Below are 15,565 nucleotides of genomic sequence, written 5' to 3'. Positions count from 1 at the left end.
GGTCGGGGATGGGGGCCGGCTCAGGCCGACCGGGCCAGCGGCTGATGGCCGGCCAGACGCAGGAAGTTGGCCAGCAACTCGTGGCCGTGCTGGCTGGCGATGCTTTCCGGGTGGAACTGCACGCCCCACAGTGGCAGCTCGCGGTGGGCCAGCCCCATGATCAGCCCGTCGGCGCTTTCGGCGCTGACCTCCAGGCAGTCGGGCAGGCTGGCGCGGTCGACCAGCAGGGAATGGTAGCGGGTGGCGGTCAGCGGGCTGGGCAGGCCGGCGAACACTCCCCTGCCGTGGTGGTGGATGGGGCTGGTCTTGCCGTGCAATGGCTCGGGCGCGCGCACCACCTGACCGCCGAAGGCCTGGCCGATGGCCTGATGGCCCAGGCAGACCCCGAACAGCGGCACCGTGCCGGCGCTGGCGGCAATCAGCTCCAGGCAGATGCCGGCCCGGTCGGGGTCGCACGGGCCGGGCGACAGGATGATGCCTTGCGGCTTCAGGGCCAGCGCCTCGGCCGGGGTCAGGGCGTCGTTGCGGCGCACCTCGACCTTTGCCCCCAATTCGCCCAGATAGTGCCACAGGTTGTAGGTGAAGCTGTCGTAGTTGTCGATCAGCAGGAACATCGGCTGGCCCGCTCTCCCCCGGATGGAATACGGCACAATGCCGCCGCCCGGGACCCCCGTCAAGGCAGCCGCCCCCGCCGGGCTTTGCCCGGCGTCCAATGAAGGTACCGGGACTGGCCCGGCGCCCAACGCCCGTGCCGGGACTGGCCCGGCGCCCGGGGAATGACCTATAGTCCGGGTGGGACCTCCCCCCACCCCGCCTTGCGCATGGACCGACGATGACCGGCAACGGATGGCTGATCCTGCTCGCCGACTGGGCCCGGTGCCACCGCCGGACGGCGCTGGCCACCGGCGCGGCGCTGGGTGGGGTCGGGCTGCTCGGGCTGGGGGTGCTGCTGGGCGTCGGGCTCGACCTGATGCTGTCCGAGCCGCCGCCCCGGCCGGTCGCCCACTCGGCGCCCACGGAGCCGCCGCCGCCGCGCCTCAGCCACCGCTCGACCACCGCCTGGCCGATTTACGAGGACTTCAGCCAGGCCCCGGAAGGGCCGACCGGCGACCGCGTCCCGCCCTCGATCCTCGACGCCCCGCCGACCGGCGACACCACCACGCCGGAGGGCATCGTGCCGCCCCTCGCGCGGCCTCCGCAGCCCTCCGCCGAGCCGCCCTCGGTGGCCCGCCTGCTGCCGCCGACGCCGCTCCCGGCGCCGCCCGAGGCCGCCGACCCGGATGGCGCGCCGACCCCGCCCTGGCGCCTCAACGCGGTGCCGGTGGTGGCCGACCCGGGGCGCGACATGGTGGCCGTGGTGATCGACGACATGGGCCTCGACCGGCGCCGCACCGACCGGGTGATCGCCCTGCCCGGGCCGCTGACCACCTCCTTCCTGTCCTATGCAGAGGACCTGCCGGCGCAGACCGCGGCGGCCCGCCGGGCCGGCCACGAGTTGATGATCCACCTGCCCATGCAGCCGACCAACCCGGCCATCGATCCCGGCCCCGGCGCCCTGACCGTGGACATGGACCCGCTGGCCATCTCCGACGCCCTGACCCGGGCATTGGCCAGCTTCCCGGGCTTCGTCGGCCTGAACAACCACATGGGCAGCCGCTTCACCGCCCAGGCCGATCCCATGCGCGTGGTGCTCAGCGAGGTCCGGCGGCGCGGCCTGCTGTGGCTCGATTCGCGGACCACCGCCGACAGCGTGGCCGGCGAGCAGGCGCGCCACCTGGGCCTGCCGCTGGCGGTGCGCGACGTCTTCCTGGACCACCGCGCCGGCCGCGACGTGGTGCGCCGGCAACTGGCCCACCTGGCGCGCATCGCCCACGCCCACGGCTACGCGGTGGCCATCGGGCACCCGCGCGACGACACCATCGCCGAGTTGGCCCCGTGGATCGACAGCCTGCCCGGCAAGGGGTTGCAACTGGTTCCCATCAGCGCCATCGTGGCCCGCTACGGCCTGCCGGCCAACGCGCCGGAACTGGCCGCCACGCCCCCAAACCCTGAACCAACCAGACCCTGAACCAAGCCGAAAGGGACCCGCCCATGAGCACCTATCACGTGGCCGGCATGAAGTGCGGCGGCTGCGCCGTCAGCGTCGAGCAGGCGGTGCGCGAGGCCGTCCCCGGGGCCCAGGTCAGCGTTGACGTGGACAGCGGCCGGGTGACGGTGGACGCCGAGCTGGCCCCGGCCGAGCTGTCGGCCAAGGTCGAGGAAGCGGTGGAAACCGCCGGCTTCGCCTTCGGCGGCGCCGCCTGAGACGCCGCCAAGGGCACCACCAAGGGCACCACCAACGCAGCCGCGCGGAGGGCGGCCCCACCAAGTTGTCACAACACGCTGGACAGGCCGGCCGATTTTTTCTATACACCCCGTCTCGCCGGGACGGGCGGCGGGTTCCAGCCGGAACCTGATGGTCCGCCCCGGCCGTGCCCAGGTAGCTCAGTTGGTAGAGCATGCGACTGAAAATCGCAGTGTCGGCAGTTCGATTCTGTCCCTGGGCACCACCTTTCCTTCCCCGAGAAAGCGCCTTTCTCGATCAAGGAAACCGGTGGCCGCCACCACCCAGACGCCCCCGCCGCCCGGCCGGGGCGTTTTTTGTTGTCCGCCGATTGGCCGCGCCGGGACCGAGGCGGCAAGCAAAAACCCCCTGGAACGGCGGGCGCTCCAGGGGGCGGAAGTTGGCGGCGGAAAGTCGGCGGTTGCCGAGTGTCAGGCGGGTGGTCCGCCGTCAGCGCTGGTCCATCGGCACGAAGGGGCGCGCCGTCGAGCCGGTGTAGAGCTGGCGCGGCCGGCCGATGCGCTGGTCCCGGTCCTCGACCATCTCGCTCCACTGGGCGATCCAGCCGACGGTGCGCGCGGTGGCGAACAGGGCGGTGAACATCGAGGTGGGGATGCCCATGGCCTTGAAGATCAGGCCGGAATAGAAGTCCACGTTGGGGTAGAGCTTCTTTTCGACGAAGTACTCGTCCTCCAGGGCGATCTTTTCCAGCTCCAGGGCGATTTCCAGCAGCGGGTCCTTCTGCATGCCCAGCTCTTCCAGCACCTCGTGGCAGGTGCGCGACATGATCTTGGCCCGCGGATCGTAGTTCTTGTAGACCCGGTGGCCGAAGCCCATCAACCGAAAGGGATCGTCCTTGTCCTTGGCCCGCTTGACGAACTCGTTGGTGCGGCTGGGGCTGCCGATCTCCTCCAGCATGTTCAGCACCGCCTCGTTGGCGCCGCCGTGGGCCGGGCCCCACAGGCTGGCGATGCCGGCGGCGATGCAGGCGAAGGGGTTGGCGCCCGAGGAGCCGGCCAGCCGCACGGTCGAGGTCGAGGCGTTCTGCTCGTGGTCGGCGTGCAGGATCAGGATACGGTCCATGGCCCGCGCCAGCACCGGATTGATCCGGTAGGTGTCGCACGGGGTGGCGAACATCATGTGCAGGAAGTTCTCGGCGTAGCGCAGGTCGTTGCGCGGGTACATCAGCGGCTGGCCCAGGCTGTACTTGTAGGCCCAGGCGGCGATGGTCGGCATCTTGGCGATCAGGCGGTGCGAGCTGATCATCCGGTGGCGCGGGTCGTTGATGTCCAGGCTGTCGTGATAGAACGCCGACAGCGCCCCGACCACGCCGCACATCACCGCCATCGGGTGGGCGTCGCGGCGGAAGCCTTCCAGGAACTTGTGGATCTGCTCGTGCACCATGGTGTGGTGCGTGATGGCGTGCTCCAGGTCGTACTTCTGGTCGGGGTTGGGCAACTCGCCGTGCAGCAGCAGGTAGGCCACTTCCATGAAGTCGCAGTTGGTGGCCAGATCCTCGATCGAATAGCCGCGATGCATCAGCACCCCGGCCTCGCCGTCGATGTAGGTGATGGCCGACTGGCACGAGCCGGTCGAGGTGTAGCTGGGGTCGTAGGTGAAGTAGCCGGTCTCGGCGTACAGCTTGCGGATGTCGATCACGTCGGGGCCGGTGGAGCCGCTGATGATCGGAAACTCGTGGCGCGTGCCCCCGTTCTTGTTGTCGATCAGGGTGACCGTGTCGGCGTGGGTCTCGGTCATGGGTTGCGGTCCCTTTTTGCTGTTCGTTCAGGGCCTGGCGCGCCGGACCGGGCGCCAGCGGGGCGGATTCAGGCGGACGGCTCCAGGGCGTCGGCGAGGCGGCCCAGGCTTTCCGCCCGGCCGAGCAACTCCAACACCTCGAAGACAGGGGGCGAGACGGTGCTGCCGGAAAGGGCGGCGCGCAGGGGCTGGGCGGCCTTGCCCAGCTTCAAACCCTGCTCTTCGGCGAAGGATCGGGTGAGCGCCTCCAGCGCTTCCCGTTCCCAGGTAGGGGTGTCGGTCAGGCGGGACAAGAGGGCGGCCAGGGTTTCCCGCCCTTCGCCCTCGATCTGACGGGCCGCCTTGTCGTCCAGGGCCAAGGGCCGGGGCAGCAGGTAGAAGCGCGCGCTGTCGGCCAACTCGACCAGGGTGCGGGCCCGGGTCTTGAGGCCCGGCATGGCCGCTTCCAGCAGGGCCCGCCCGGGGTCATCCACCGTCAGCCCCTCGCCGGCCAGCCGCTCGGCGACCAGCCCGGCGAGGCGCGCATCATCGCCCTGGCGCAGGTACTTGGCGTTGAGGTCGGTCAGCTTGGCCATGTCGAAGCGGGCCGGCGAGCGCCCCACCCCGGGCAGGTCGAACCACTGGATGGCCTGCTCGGTGGTGAACATCTCGTCGTCGCCGTGGGCCCAGCCCAGGCGGGCCAGATAGTTGCGCATGGCCTCGGGCAGAAAGCCCATGTCGCGGTAGGCCTCGGCCCCCAGCGCCCCGTGGCGCTTCGACAGCTTGGCCCCGTCCGGGCCGTGGATCAGCGGGATGTGGCCGAACACCGGCGGCTCCCAGCCCAGGGCGCGATAGAGCTGGGTCTGGCGGAAGGCGTTGGTCAGGTGGTCGTCGCCCCGGATGACGTGGCTGATCGCCATGTCGTGGTCGTCGACCACCACCGACAGCATGTAGGTGGGCGAGCCGTCGGAGCGCAAAAGCACCATGTCGTCGAGCTGGCTGTTGGCCACCGTCACCCGGCCCTGCACGGCGTCCTCGATCACCGTCTCGCCCTCCTGGGGGGCTTTCAGGCGGATCGCCGGGGCGACCCCTTGCGGCGCCTCGGCCGGGTCGCGGTCGCGCCAGCGGCCGTCATAGCGCTGCGGCTGGCCGGCGGCGCGCTGGGCGGCGCGCATCTCGGCCAGCTCCTCGGCGCTGGCGTAGCAGCGGTAGGCCCGCCCCTGGGCCAGCAGGTCCGCCACCACCTCGGCATGGCGGGCGGCGCGGGCCGACTGGAAGACCGGCTCCGCGTCGGCCTCGAGACCGAGCCAGGACAGGCCGTCGAAGATGGCGGCCACCGCTTCCGGGGTCGAGCGCTGGCGGTCGGTGTCCTCGATGCGCAACAGGAAACGGCCGCCGTGGTGGCGGGCGAACAGCCAGTTGAACAGGGCGGTGCGGGCCCCTCCGATGTGGAGGAAGCCGGTCGGCGAAGGCGCGAAACGGGTGGTGACGGTCATCTTTTTCCTGAAGCGGACAGGGAACGACACGCCGTCGCGCGGGCGACGGCGGGCAACGGACGGGCAACGGGCGGAACGTGGGCCGGCGCATCGGGGAGTGGATTGCGCCGCCGCACACCGCGTGTAGCATGCTCTCGTGTAGCACAAACCGCACCGCAGTGCAGCAAGACAGGCGTTTCGGGACCGGGAGACGGGATCACCATGGGCCGCACCACACCGGCCGGGCGGGCCAGCCCGCCGCCCCGCTGGGGCCTGCGGCGGGCCAGCCCGCCGCCCCGCTGGGGCCTGTGGCTGCCGGTTGCCCTGGGCGCCGGGGTGGGGCTGTACTTCGCCCTGCCGCGCGAACCCTCGGCCGGCCTGTGCCTGGGGCTGTTGGCCGGGGCGATGGTCCTGGCCGGGCTGGCCCTCACCACGGGCCGCCGGCTGGGCGGCGGACTGCCGGTCGCCGCCCTGCTGCTGCTGGCGGCGGTGCTCGGCCTGGGCGCCGGCACGGTGCGCTCGGCCTGGGTCGCGGCGCCGGTGATCGACCAGCGCCTGGGGCCGCTGCCGGTGGCCGGGCGGGTGGTCGACGTGGAGCCCAAGGGGGCGCGCCACCGGGTGACCCTGGACCGCCTCAGCCTGCCCGACCTCGACCCCGAGGCGACGCCGCGCCGCCTGCGCCTGACCGTGGCCGGGTCGCCCCCCGAGCCGGGCCGGCGCATCGAGCTGGATGCCGTGGTCCTGCCGCCGCCGCCGCCGGCCGCCCCGGGCGGCTTCGACTTCCCGCGCCGGGCCTGGTTCCAGGGTCTGGGCGGGGTGGGCTACGCGGTCGGCCCGTGGCGCCTGTTGCCACTGACCGAGCCGCCGGGAGTCGGCGCCGCCCTCGCCCTGACCCTGGCCGATCTGCGCCAGACGGTGGCCCGGCGCATCGCCCGGGCCCTGCCCGAGGCAGCGCTGTTTCCCCGCCTGGACGACCAGCCGGGAGCGGTGGCGGTGGCCCTGCTGACCGGCCACCGGGGCGGCGTCGACGAGGCCACCTGGCAGGCCTTCCGCGACGCCGGGGTGGCCCACCTGCTGGCCATCTCCGGCCTGCACATGACCCTGGTCGCCGGCCTCGCCTTCGTCGCCCTGCGCCGCGGGCTGGCGGCGGTGCCGGCGCTGGCCGGGCGGCTCGACCTGAAAAAGCCCACCGCCGCCGCCGCCCTGTTGGTGGCCGGCCTCTACCTGTTGCTGGCCGGGGCGCCGATCAGCGCCCAGCGGGCCTTTGTCATGATCGCCCTGGTGCTGGGCGCGGTATTGGCCGACCGCACCGCCCTGTCGCTGAACGGGGTGGCCTGGGCCGCCGGGCTGATCCTGCTGGTCCAGCCGGAAGCCCTGGTCAGCCCGGCCTTCCAGATGTCGTTCGCCGCCGTCACCGCCCTGGTCGCGGTCTACGAGGGCGCCGCCCGACCGCTGCGCCAGCGGGTTCTCGGCGAGCGCCCGACGTGGCCCCGGCATCTGGCGCTGTATATCGCCGGGGTGGCCCTGACCACGCTCGTCGCCGGGGCTGCCACCGCGCCTTTCGCGGCCTTTCATTTCAACCGTCTGGCCGCCTATGGGCTGCTCGGCAACCTGCTCGCCGTGCCGTGGATGGGGCTGTGGGTGATGCCTTTCGGCCTGCTCGCCCTGCTCTTGATGCCGCTCGGGCTGGAGCATCTGGCGCTGGTCCCCATGGGCCTGGGGCTGGAAGTGATGATGGCCGCCGCCCGCTGGGTGGCCGGGCTGCCCGGGGCCGCCGCCCGGGTGCCGGACGTGCCGGCCTGGGGCCTGCTCGCCGCCGTCGCCGGAGGGCTGCTGCTGTGCCTGGTGCGCGGCCGCCGGCGCTGGCTCGGCCTGCCCCTGCTGGCCGGCGCGCTGGCCGCCCCCTGGCTGGGCCCGCCGCCCGACCTGCTGATCGGCCCGCAAGGCCGGGTGATCGCCCTGGGCGACGGCCAGGGCGGCTACCTGACCACTCCGGGGCGCGCCGACTCGTGGACCCGCGCGCAGTGGGCGGCCCGCTTCGGCCCGGCCCGTGGCGACCTCGCCCCGGGGGTGCGCCAGGGCGCCGTGCGCTGCGGCCCCGAGGGCTGCCTGCGCCCGGGCCCGGACGGCCGGCTGGCCAGCGGCGTGGCGCTGCCGTTCACGGCCCGGGCGGCGGTCGAGGACTGCGGCCGGGTCGCCGTGCTGGTGCTCACCAACGGCCTGCCCCGGCCGCCCCTCTGCCCGGACACCCGGATCATTGACCGAGCGAGCCTGAAAGCCGGCGGCGCCCACGCGGTGTGGCTCGCCGCCGACGCCCCCCGCCTGCGCCAGGCCCGCCCGCCGGGCACCGCGCGGCCCTGGCACGCACGGCCTTCAAGCAGATAGCAGGGCCAAGGCGACGCGGATCAGGCGGCCCCGTTCTCGGCCAGTTCGGCCAGAGCCGCCTCAAGGCCGGCGCGCACCGCCTCGGCCTCGCCACCGTCGGCCCGCGCGGCGGCGCCCTCCAGGGCGCGGGCAAGGTGGGTGACATCGCTCGCCCCGACCAGCGCGCTGTCGCCCTTCAGGCCATGGGCAAGGCGGCCCAGTTCGGGCCAGTCGGCCGCCGCGATGGCCGCCTCCAGGGCCGGCAGACCGGCCCCGGCGCGGGCCACGAAACGGGGCAGCAGGCTGGACAGATCGGGGCCGGCGGGACTCTCCGCCGACTCGCCGTCATCGCCCTCCGCCGCTTCCGGCGTGCGCGGCAGCAGGCGGCCGAGCAGACGCTCCAGGGCCCCCGGACGCAGCGGCTTCATGGCGAACTCGTCACAGCCGGCGGCCAGTGCCGCCGTCCGGTCCTCGGCCAGGGCGGTGGCCGAGAGGATCATCACCCGGGTCCGCGCCAGGCCCAGGCGGGCCTCGCGGGCGCGCAGGCGGCGCAGCACCTCGATGCCGTCCAGGCGCGGCATCTGCATGTCCATGATGACCAGATCGAAAGGCGGCGCCTCGGCCTCCAGGCGGTCGAGCGCGGCGCGGCCATCCTCCGCCTCGCTCAGCTCGAAGGGATGCCCGGCCAGCAGGCCGCGCAGCACCATGCGGTTCAACGCGCTGTCGTCGACCAGCAGCAGCCGGGCCGGCGCGAAGCGCCACGACGGGCGCTCGGCGCTGTCCTCGCCCCGCCGCGCCCGACGCCGCTCCGGGCACGGCTCGAGGCGGATCTGGAAGCGGAAGGTGCTGCCCCGGCCGGGTTGGCTGTCGACCTCGATCCAGCCGCCCATCAGCTCGACCAGCCGCCGGCAGATGGCCAGCCCCAGCCCGGTGCCGCCAAAGCGCCGGGTGCGCGAGGTGTCGAGCTGGGCGAAGGACTCGAAGATCGCCTCGCGCTTTTCCGGCGGGATGCCGATGCCGGTGTCGCGGACCGAGAAGACCACCCCCCGGGGAGTCGCCGGCGGAGCGTCGGGCGGGGCGTCCCCGGCCGGCCCGACGTGCACCGTGACGCCGCCCCGCTCGGTGAACTTCAGGGCGTTGCCGACCAGATTGACCAGGATCTGGCGGACCAGCCGCTCGTCGCCGATCCACAACGGCGGCAGCGCCGGATCGACCTCGGCGCTCAGAGCCAGGCCCTTCTCCTCGGCCCGCATGGTCATCAGGTCGACCGTCGCCGAGACCAGCTCGGGCAAGCTGAACGGCGCCTCGCGCAGGTCGAGCCGGCCGGCCTCGATCTTGGAGAAGTCGAGGATGTCGTTGAGCAGGTCGAACAGATGCTGGCCGGTGGTCGCCAGCAGGTCCAGGTAGCGCCGCTGCTCGGGCTGAAGGTCGGTCCGGGCGAGCAGGTCGATCAGCCCCAGAAGGCCGCTCATCGGGGTGCGGATCTCGTGGCTCATGGTGGCCAGGAACTCGGCCTTGGCCTGCCCCGCCTGCTCGGCCCGGTCGCGCGCCTGGCGCAGGTATTCGGCCGCCTGGTGCTCGGCGGTGACGTCCTTGGCGGTGACCACCGCCGCCGGGGCATAGGGCAGATCGGGCACCGACTGGCCGATCAGGGCAAGACGGCGATAGTCGCCCTCGCGGTTCCTGATGCGCAGTTGCAGCCCCGGCCGGCGCTCGGGGTCGTCGGCCGGGCTGTCGACGGCGCGGGCCAGGAAGTCGATCAGCCCGGGCAGGTCGTCCGGGTGGGCCAGATCGCCCAAATTGCTGCCCTCCAGCTCGCCCGGCCAGTAGCCCAGCACGCGCTGCGAGGCCGGGTTCTGGAAATGGATCTCGCCCAGCGAGTCGACGATGCTGATCAGGTCCGAGGCGTTCTCGGCCAGCACCCGGAAGCTGTCGCGCGCGCTGTCGATGCGCTGGCGCAGCCGCCGCGTCGCCAGCGCCTGGGCGGCGGCTTCCAGGCGGTGCCGGAACAGCGCCAGGGTAACCACCAGCAGCCCGGCCAGACAGGCCAGCCCCGGCCCCCACCCCAGCAGCGCCAGCAGGGAGAGCCCCGGCGGGCCGACCAGCAGCAGCGCCGCCGGGGCCGAACCGGCGATCAGCGGCAGGGCGATCAGCGGCCCGGCGAGGGCCACGGCGACCCCGCTCGCCGATCCAAGATCCAGGCCCAACACGGCCCATATCAGCCCGGCGGGCAGGGCCATCAGGGACGGCGCCCAGCGCCCCCAGACGGCCGAGGCGCGGGCCCGCCGGCCCAGCCCCACCCCGATCACCAACCCGATTATCAGCAGCGGGGCGACCAGCGGCGGCCACCAGCCGGTCAGCCCCCAGGCCACCGCGCCAGCCGCCACATGCAGCGCCGCGAACAGATGCCGGGCCCGCGACGAGACGCCGGCAACGAGGAGACCGGCCGCCTCGCCGGGGGCCATCCCGCCGCTGGCGTGGCGGGCCGGTTCGCGCGCCAACCCATCCGCCAACCCATCCGCCAACTCATCCGCCAACTGGGGCCCGACCAGCCAGCCGGCCACCCGTTCGCTCCATCCCCGTTGCCGCCGCGCCGCCACGTTTCCCTCTCCCCGCCAGAGGGGCAAAGTCAGAGGAGCAAAGTCTCCTGGCAGCCCCGGCCGCTGTCAATCACCCAGGGCCGCCTGCCCAACCGGCGCCAGACTGCGGGTCACCGCCTCGATCAGCCGCCCGGGCAGGGTCGGTGGCCGGGGATCGAGGTGGGGATGGCGGGGCGCCTCGGGAGACGGCCCGACCACCAGATGGGCCCCCAGCCGCTGGGCCAGTTCCTGCCCGGCGGCCGGCGGCCCGACCGCCGTCTCCGCGGTGAAGCCGACCCCGGCCAGCATCCCGGCCAGACAGGCGGCCAGCCCGGGTTGCGGGTCGTTGACGACGATCAGCCAGCGGTCCGGCTCGATGCCCGGGGTGGCGCCGCCACCGATCCCGCCGGGGCCGCCGAGCAGACCCGAGGCGGCCGGCTCCAGGGTGCCCAGGGCATTCCCCAACGCCTCGGCCAGGGCCATCGCCTGGGCCCGCCAGCGGGGATCGTCGGGCGCCCGGTGGCCGGCCATGACCAGCACATCCAGCGCCCCGGCCAGACGCCCGGCCTCGGCGAAGCCCATCGAGCCCAGGGAGCCGGCCAGCCGATGCAGCCGCAGGGCGCCCTCGTCGGTTGGCCGGGGCCCGATCAGACGGACCAGATCGCCCGGCCCGGGTCCGCGCAGCCGGATGTCGGCGATGTAGTCGGTGACCAGGGCCTGAAGGTTGGCTGGCCCCCTCACACGCCACCTCCCGTGGCGACCGGCGGGCGATGCCACGGCCACTGGCCGGGCCGGCGCGCCGCCTCCCACAGGTCGCGCACCCGGTCGGCCAGGGTCATCGGGTCGAAGGGCTTGGCGATCAGGCCGATGGTGCCCTCGCCCGGCACCCCGGCCGGGGCGTGGGCGCGCGCCGTCATCATCACCACCGGCAGGCCGGCCAGGGTCGACCGCGCGCCGAGATGGGCCAGGGTCTGCCGGCCGTCCATGCCGGGCATCATCAGATCGAGCAGGATCAACTGCGGCAGGCGGTGCATCCAGTCGTCGGCCGGCGGCTCGGCCAGCCAGCCGTCCAGGGTGTCGAGGGCGCTCTGCCCGCCGTCGCAGGCGCTGACCCGAAGGCCACCGACGTCGCCCAGGGCGAGGCCGACCACCTGGCGGATGTCCGGGTCGTCCTCGATCAGCAGGACGTGTTCCAGATCGACGGCCGGCCAGTTGCCGGAAAGGGGAGTCATGGTGCCGTTTCCTCCTCGGGCGGACGGGGCAGGGTGTCCTCGGGTCCGTCGAGGCGCGGCAGGTAGACGCGGAAGGTGGCCCCCTGCCCGGGCTCGCTGTCCACCTGCACATGGCCCCGGTGGCGGTCCAGCAGGGCCTTGACGATGCTCAGGCCAAGGCCGCTGCCGCGCCGTCCGCCGGTGCCCGGCGGGCTGCCCTGGGTGAAGCGCTCGAACAGCCGTGGCCGCAGTTCGGCGGGAATGCCGGGGCCCTGGTCGATGACCGCCACCTCCACCCAGTCGCCGGCCGGCCGCAGGCGCACCTCGACCCGGCCCCCGGGCGGCGAGAACTTGATCGCGTTGGACAGCAGGTTGCTCAGCACCTGACCCAGGCGGCGCTGGTCGCCGCGCACCATCAGGCCGGGCTCATCACCGTCCAGGACCAGCTCGACCTGGGACTGGCTGTCGTAGGTGGCCATCTCGGCGACCGCCTGGGCGGCCACCTGGGCGAGGTCGACCGGGGCCAGGGTGAAGGGCATGCCGCCGGCCTCCAGACGGTGGATGTCGAGGATGTCGTTGACCAACTCGACCAGCCGGTGGCAGTTGTCGTGGGCTAGCCGGACCAGCCCCGCGGCCTTATCCGACAGCTCCCCGGCGCGGCCGCCGGCGAGCAGCCCGAGCGCCCCGTGGATGGCGGTGATCGGGGTGCGCAGCTCGTGGCTGATGGTGGCCACCACCTCGTCCTTCATCTGCTCCAGGCGCTGGCGTTCGGTGATGTCGCGGCAGACGGCGATCAGCACCCGCTCGCCCTCCTCCTCGCACACCTCGCTCAGGCCCAGCTCCAGCGGGAAGCGCGAGCCGTCCCTGCGCCGCGCCGCCACCACCACCGGCGGCGCGGTCAGGATCTCGGTCTCGGCGGCCAGGAAGTGGCCGACGAAGCTTTCCAGATGGGTCGCCTCCCAGTCGGCCGAGATGAGGGCGATGTTCTGGCCGGTCAGTTGTTTGGCCGTGTAGCCGAAGATCTGCTCCACGGTGCGGTTGGCGGCCAGCACCTTGCCCTCCTCGTCGAGCATCAGGATGGCGTCGATGACGTTGTCGAAGATGCCGCGCAGGCGGGCCTCGCTGGCCTCCAGGGCGCGGCTGGCCTGGACCTGGGCCGAGATGTCGCGCGACACCGCATAGACCCGGCCGCCATGGGCCACCGCCGACCACGACAACCACACCTGGTGCCCGTCGCGGGCGATCAGCCGGTTGCGCAGGTCGCGCACCACCTCGCCCTGGGCCAGCCGGGCCACGGCGTCGGCTGTCGGGTCGATGTCCCTGGGGTGGAGCAATTCGTTGAAATCGCGCCCCACCAGCTCGGCGGACGGATAGCCCAGCACCGCCTCCCAGGCCGGGTTGACGCGGCGCAGGCGGTGGTCGAAGCCGGTCACGCAGACCATTTCCGGGCTGACGTCGAAGAAGCGGTCGCGCTCCGCCTCGACCCGCCGCAGGGCCACCCACACCGCGCCCAGCAGTGTCACCGCCATGGCCAGCAGCAGCAGGTTGAGCAGCAGGCGCTCGCTCCAGGCGCGGATCACCGTCCTCAGCGGCTGCACCATGACCAGCCGCAGCGGCACGTTGTCCAGTTCCGAAACGGCGACCAGGGCGCCGGACCGGCGTTCGATCAGGCCCCCGGTTTCCGGCCCCGGCTGACGACGCAGGCTGTCCAGCGGCAGCTCCAGGTGACGGGCCGCCTCGGCCAGCGGGTGGCCGATCAGCGACTGCCCGGGCGCCAGCCCCGGCACGGCGGCGGCCACCACCTGGCCGCCGGGACTGATGAGCAGGGTGGAGAGTTCGTCAACACCCGTCCCCGAACCATAAAAACCCTGGAAATAGAGCGGACTGGCCGAGGCCAGGGCGACCCCGGCGAAGCTGCCGTCGGGATCGTTGATGCGCCGCGCCATGCCCAGGAACCATTGATCGATGCCGCCGCGCGCCTGCATCGGCTCGCCGACGAACAGCCGGTCCTCCTGGGCCAGGGCCTGGAAGTAGGGCCGGTCCTCGACCCACACCGTGGGATCGAGGGGATAGTGGGTGGACGACACCCGGACCCGCCCGCGCCGGTCGATCAGGGCCAGGAAGCCGATCACCTCGGCGCTGCCGCTGAGGCGCCGCAGGTTCTCGTGCTCTTCCAGCGGCGCCCGAGGGGTGCCGAAGCGGCGCGCCTGCTCGACCTCGGCGACCAGCGCCTGGAGGGTGACGTCGATCAGGTGGAAGGCGTGCTGGTGGTGGCTGCGCACCAGGGTCAGCCGGTCGTGCAGGTCCTTCTCGGCAAAGGCCAGTTCGTGGCGGTAGTCGGTCCAGGCCTGGAAGGCGAACCACAGCACCAGCACGCCAACGGCGGCCATCAGCATCAGGCCGAAGGCACCGTGCCCGTTCTCTCCCTGTCGCCAACCCAAAACCGAGCGCCCGACCATGCCACGTCACCTTCGGTTGCGGGACACATGATGACCCAACCGGCGGCTGGGCGGCAAGGGCGGCCGGCGCCGGCTCACCCCGGGTCGGTCCCGGTCAGCCGGCTGCGCACCCGAACCTCGTTGTGCAGGGTGCGGTGCACCGGGCATTTGTCGGCGATCTCAAGCAGGCGGTCCCGGGTCTTTGCGTCCAGATCGCCGGACAGGGTGATCTCGCGCTCGATGACGTCCACCTTGCCGGTGACCGACTCGCAGTCCAGGCAGTCGTCCACATGCACCTTCTCGTGCCTCAGCCCAACCTCGATACCCTCCAGCGGCAGCTTCTTGCGCCGGGCGTACATGCGCAGGGTGATGGCGGTGCAGGCCCCCAGGGCGGCCAGCAGCAGATCGTAGGGGTTGGGGCCGCGATCGGTGCCGCCGAGGTCGGCCGGCTCGTCGGCCATCAGGCGGTGATGCCCGGCCCGAACCTGGTTGGCGTAGCCGTCCTGGCCGTCCTGGCCGCCCTGGCCGGCCTCGACCACCGAGACCTGATAGGCGGACTCGGTCTCGGGGGCGGCGGCCGTTTCCTCGCCGCTGGCCAGATAGCGCCCGGCCCAGGCGGCGATGACCTCGGCGGCGTAGCGCGAATCGGCCCGCCGGCTGAGCATGTGGTCGGCGTCGTCGAGCGAAACGAAGCTCTTGGGATGGCGGGCGGCGGCGAACAGGCGGCTGGCGTTGTCGATGCCCACCACCTCGTCGCGCGGCGCGTGGCAGACCAGCAGCGCCTTGCCCAGCCGGCCCAGCCCCTCCAACAGGTCGTGCTCGGCGATGTCCTCGACGAACTGGCGGCGGATGGTGAAGCGGCGCCCGGCCAGGGTCACCTCGGCCTCGCCGGCGCCGCGGATTTCCTCCACCTGCTCGGCGAACAGGTGGCGCACGTGGTCGGGGCCGCTGGGCGCGTTCAGGGTGGCCACCGCCTTGACCCCGGGCAACCGGGGCGCCGCCGCCAGTACCGCCGCGCCGCCCAGGCTGTGGCCGACCAGCAGCCCCGGCCCATGGTGCTGCTCCTCCAGCCAGCGGGCCGCCGCCACCAGGTCCTCGACGTTGGAGGAAAAGGTGGTCTCGGCGAAATCGCCGCCGCTCTCGCCGAGCCCGGTAAAATCGAAGCTGAGCACCGCGAAGCCCTTGCCGGCCAGGGCGGCCGACACCCGGGCCGCCGCCCGCACGTCCTTGGAGCAGGTGAAGCAGTGGGCGAACAGCGCCACCCCGCGCGGCGCCACGCCGCGCGGCCGCTCCAGGCGGCCGGCCAGTTCGTGGCCGTGGGCGCCGGGAAAGCGCACCTCCTGGCGGGTGGTGGCGTAGTCGAGGCTGGAACTCATGGGCAGCGTCCGGTTGCGAGGGGCCTTTGCCGCCATATGGGCCGGCAAGCCGGGGCTTGCCA

General features: G+C 73.1%; 11 protein-coding genes and 1 tRNA gene. 4 read left to right on the top strand and 8 right to left on the bottom strand.

From position 1 onward, the window contains the following. Positions 1–20: 20 nt before the first annotated feature. A complete protein-coding gene (locus BLR95_RS01275; RefSeq protein WP_092614185.1) occupies positions 21–614 on the bottom strand; it encodes an anthranilate synthase component II in 594 nt (197 codons plus the stop codon). A 218-nt stretch (positions 615–832) separates the two neighbouring features. Between BLR95_RS01275 and BLR95_RS01270 the strand changes: the two genes are divergently transcribed. From BLR95_RS01270 to BLR95_RS01260, 3 genes are all read left to right on the top strand, one after another. Further along, on the top strand, positions 833–2,068 hold the full coding sequence (locus BLR95_RS01270; protein WP_092614183.1) for a divergent polysaccharide deacetylase family protein: 1,236 nt from the start codon (positions 833–835) through the stop codon (positions 2,066–2,068). Between the two features lie 23 nt (positions 2,069–2,091). Further along, positions 2,092–2,304: a heavy-metal-associated domain-containing protein gene (locus BLR95_RS01265; RefSeq protein WP_092614181.1), complete on the top strand. Its 213-nt coding sequence runs from the start codon at positions 2,092–2,094 to the stop codon at positions 2,302–2,304. Positions 2,305–2,473: 169 nt separating this feature from the next. Then, positions 2,474–2,549: transfer RNA gene (locus BLR95_RS01260), tRNA-Phe, on the top strand. 224 nt (positions 2,550–2,773) lie between these two features. Here BLR95_RS01260 and gltA read toward each other — a convergent pair. Further along, on the bottom strand, positions 2,774–4,081 hold the full coding sequence (gene gltA, locus BLR95_RS01255; protein ID WP_092614179.1) for a citrate synthase: 1,308 nt from the start codon (positions 4,079–4,081) through the stop codon (positions 2,774–2,776). Positions 4,082–4,149: 68 nt separating this feature from the next. Next, complete coding sequence (gltX, locus tag BLR95_RS01250; RefSeq protein ID WP_092614177.1) at positions 4,150–5,556, bottom strand: glutamate--tRNA ligase; 1,407 nt, start codon at positions 5,554–5,556, stop codon at positions 4,150–4,152. Between the two features lie 201 nt (positions 5,557–5,757). Here gltX and BLR95_RS01245 point away from each other — a divergent pair, with 201 nt between their 5' ends. Further along, entirely contained in the window at positions 5,758–7,920 is a 2,163-nt protein-coding gene (locus BLR95_RS01245) for a ComEC/Rec2 family competence protein (RefSeq protein WP_092614175.1), read from the top strand. 20 nt (positions 7,921–7,940) lie between these two features. Here BLR95_RS01245 and BLR95_RS01240 read toward each other — a convergent pair whose 3' ends face one another. The 5 genes from BLR95_RS01240 to BLR95_RS01220 all read right to left on the bottom strand — a co-directional run bounded on the left by BLR95_RS01240 (position 7,941) and on the right by BLR95_RS01220 (position 15,503). Next, a complete protein-coding gene (locus tag BLR95_RS01240; protein ID WP_092614173.1) occupies positions 7,941–10,463 on the bottom strand; it encodes a hybrid sensor histidine kinase/response regulator in 2,523 nt (840 codons plus the stop codon). A gap of 102 nt (positions 10,464–10,565) precedes the next feature. Further along, positions 10,566–11,219, bottom strand: a complete 654-nt coding sequence (locus tag BLR95_RS01235; protein ID WP_092614171.1) for a hypothetical protein — start codon at positions 11,217–11,219, stop codon at positions 10,566–10,568. Beyond that, positions 11,216–11,710, bottom strand: a complete 495-nt coding sequence (locus BLR95_RS01230) for a response regulator (RefSeq protein ID WP_092614169.1) — start codon at positions 11,708–11,710, stop codon at positions 11,216–11,218. The genes BLR95_RS01235 and BLR95_RS01230 overlap by 4 nt, the downstream gene beginning before the upstream one ends. Then, positions 11,707–14,148 carry a PAS domain S-box protein gene (locus tag BLR95_RS01225; RefSeq protein ID WP_092614167.1) on the bottom strand — a complete coding sequence of 814 codons (2,442 nt, stop codon included), beginning with the start codon at positions 14,146–14,148 and terminating at the stop codon, positions 11,707–11,709. The genes BLR95_RS01230 and BLR95_RS01225 overlap by 4 nt, the downstream gene beginning before the upstream one ends. A gap of 74 nt (positions 14,149–14,222) precedes the next feature. Continuing rightward, positions 14,223–15,503, bottom strand: coding sequence for a bifunctional alpha/beta hydrolase/OsmC family protein (locus BLR95_RS01220; RefSeq protein WP_092614165.1), 1,281 nt, complete (start codon positions 15,501–15,503; stop codon positions 14,223–14,225). Between the last annotated feature and the right edge of the window lie 62 nt (positions 15,504–15,565).

Source organism: Roseospirillum parvum (assembly GCF_900100455.1).
GTDB lineage: Bacteria > Pseudomonadota > Alphaproteobacteria > Rhodospirillales > Rhodospirillaceae > Roseospirillum > Roseospirillum parvum.
This window is presented reverse-complemented; position numbering and strand designations above follow the sequence as displayed.

What these genes read in the sequence shown, in the direction of transcription:
- BLR95_RS01275 (WP_092614185.1), bottom strand. Translation starts at nt 614, where the DNA reads ATGTTCCTGCTGATCGACAACTACGACAGCTTCACCTACAACCTGTGG.
- BLR95_RS01270 (WP_092614183.1), top strand. Translation starts at nt 833, where the DNA reads ATGACCGGCAACGGATGGCTGATCCTGCTCGCCGACTGGGCCCGGTGC.
- BLR95_RS01265 (WP_092614181.1), top strand. Translation starts at nt 2,092, where the DNA reads ATGAGCACCTATCACGTGGCCGGCATGAAGTGCGGCGGCTGCGCCGTC.
- gltA (WP_092614179.1), bottom strand. Translation starts at nt 4,081, where the DNA reads ATGACCGAGACCCACGCCGACACGGTCACCCTGATCGACAACAAGAAC.
- gltX (WP_092614177.1), bottom strand. Translation starts at nt 5,556, where the DNA reads ATGACCGTCACCACCCGTTTCGCGCCTTCGCCGACCGGCTTCCTCCAC.
- BLR95_RS01245 (WP_092614175.1), top strand. Translation starts at nt 5,758, where the DNA reads ATGGGCCGCACCACACCGGCCGGGCGGGCCAGCCCGCCGCCCCGCTGG.
- BLR95_RS01230 (WP_092614169.1), bottom strand. Translation starts at nt 11,710, where the DNA reads ATGACTCCCCTTTCCGGCAACTGGCCGGCCGTCGATCTGGAACACGTC.
- BLR95_RS01225 (WP_092614167.1), bottom strand. Translation starts at nt 14,148, where the DNA reads ATGGTCGGGCGCTCGGTTTTGGGTTGGCGACAGGGAGAGAACGGGCAC.
- BLR95_RS01220 (WP_092614165.1), bottom strand. Translation starts at nt 15,503, where the DNA reads ATGAGTTCCAGCCTCGACTACGCCACCACCCGCCAGGAGGTGCGCTTT.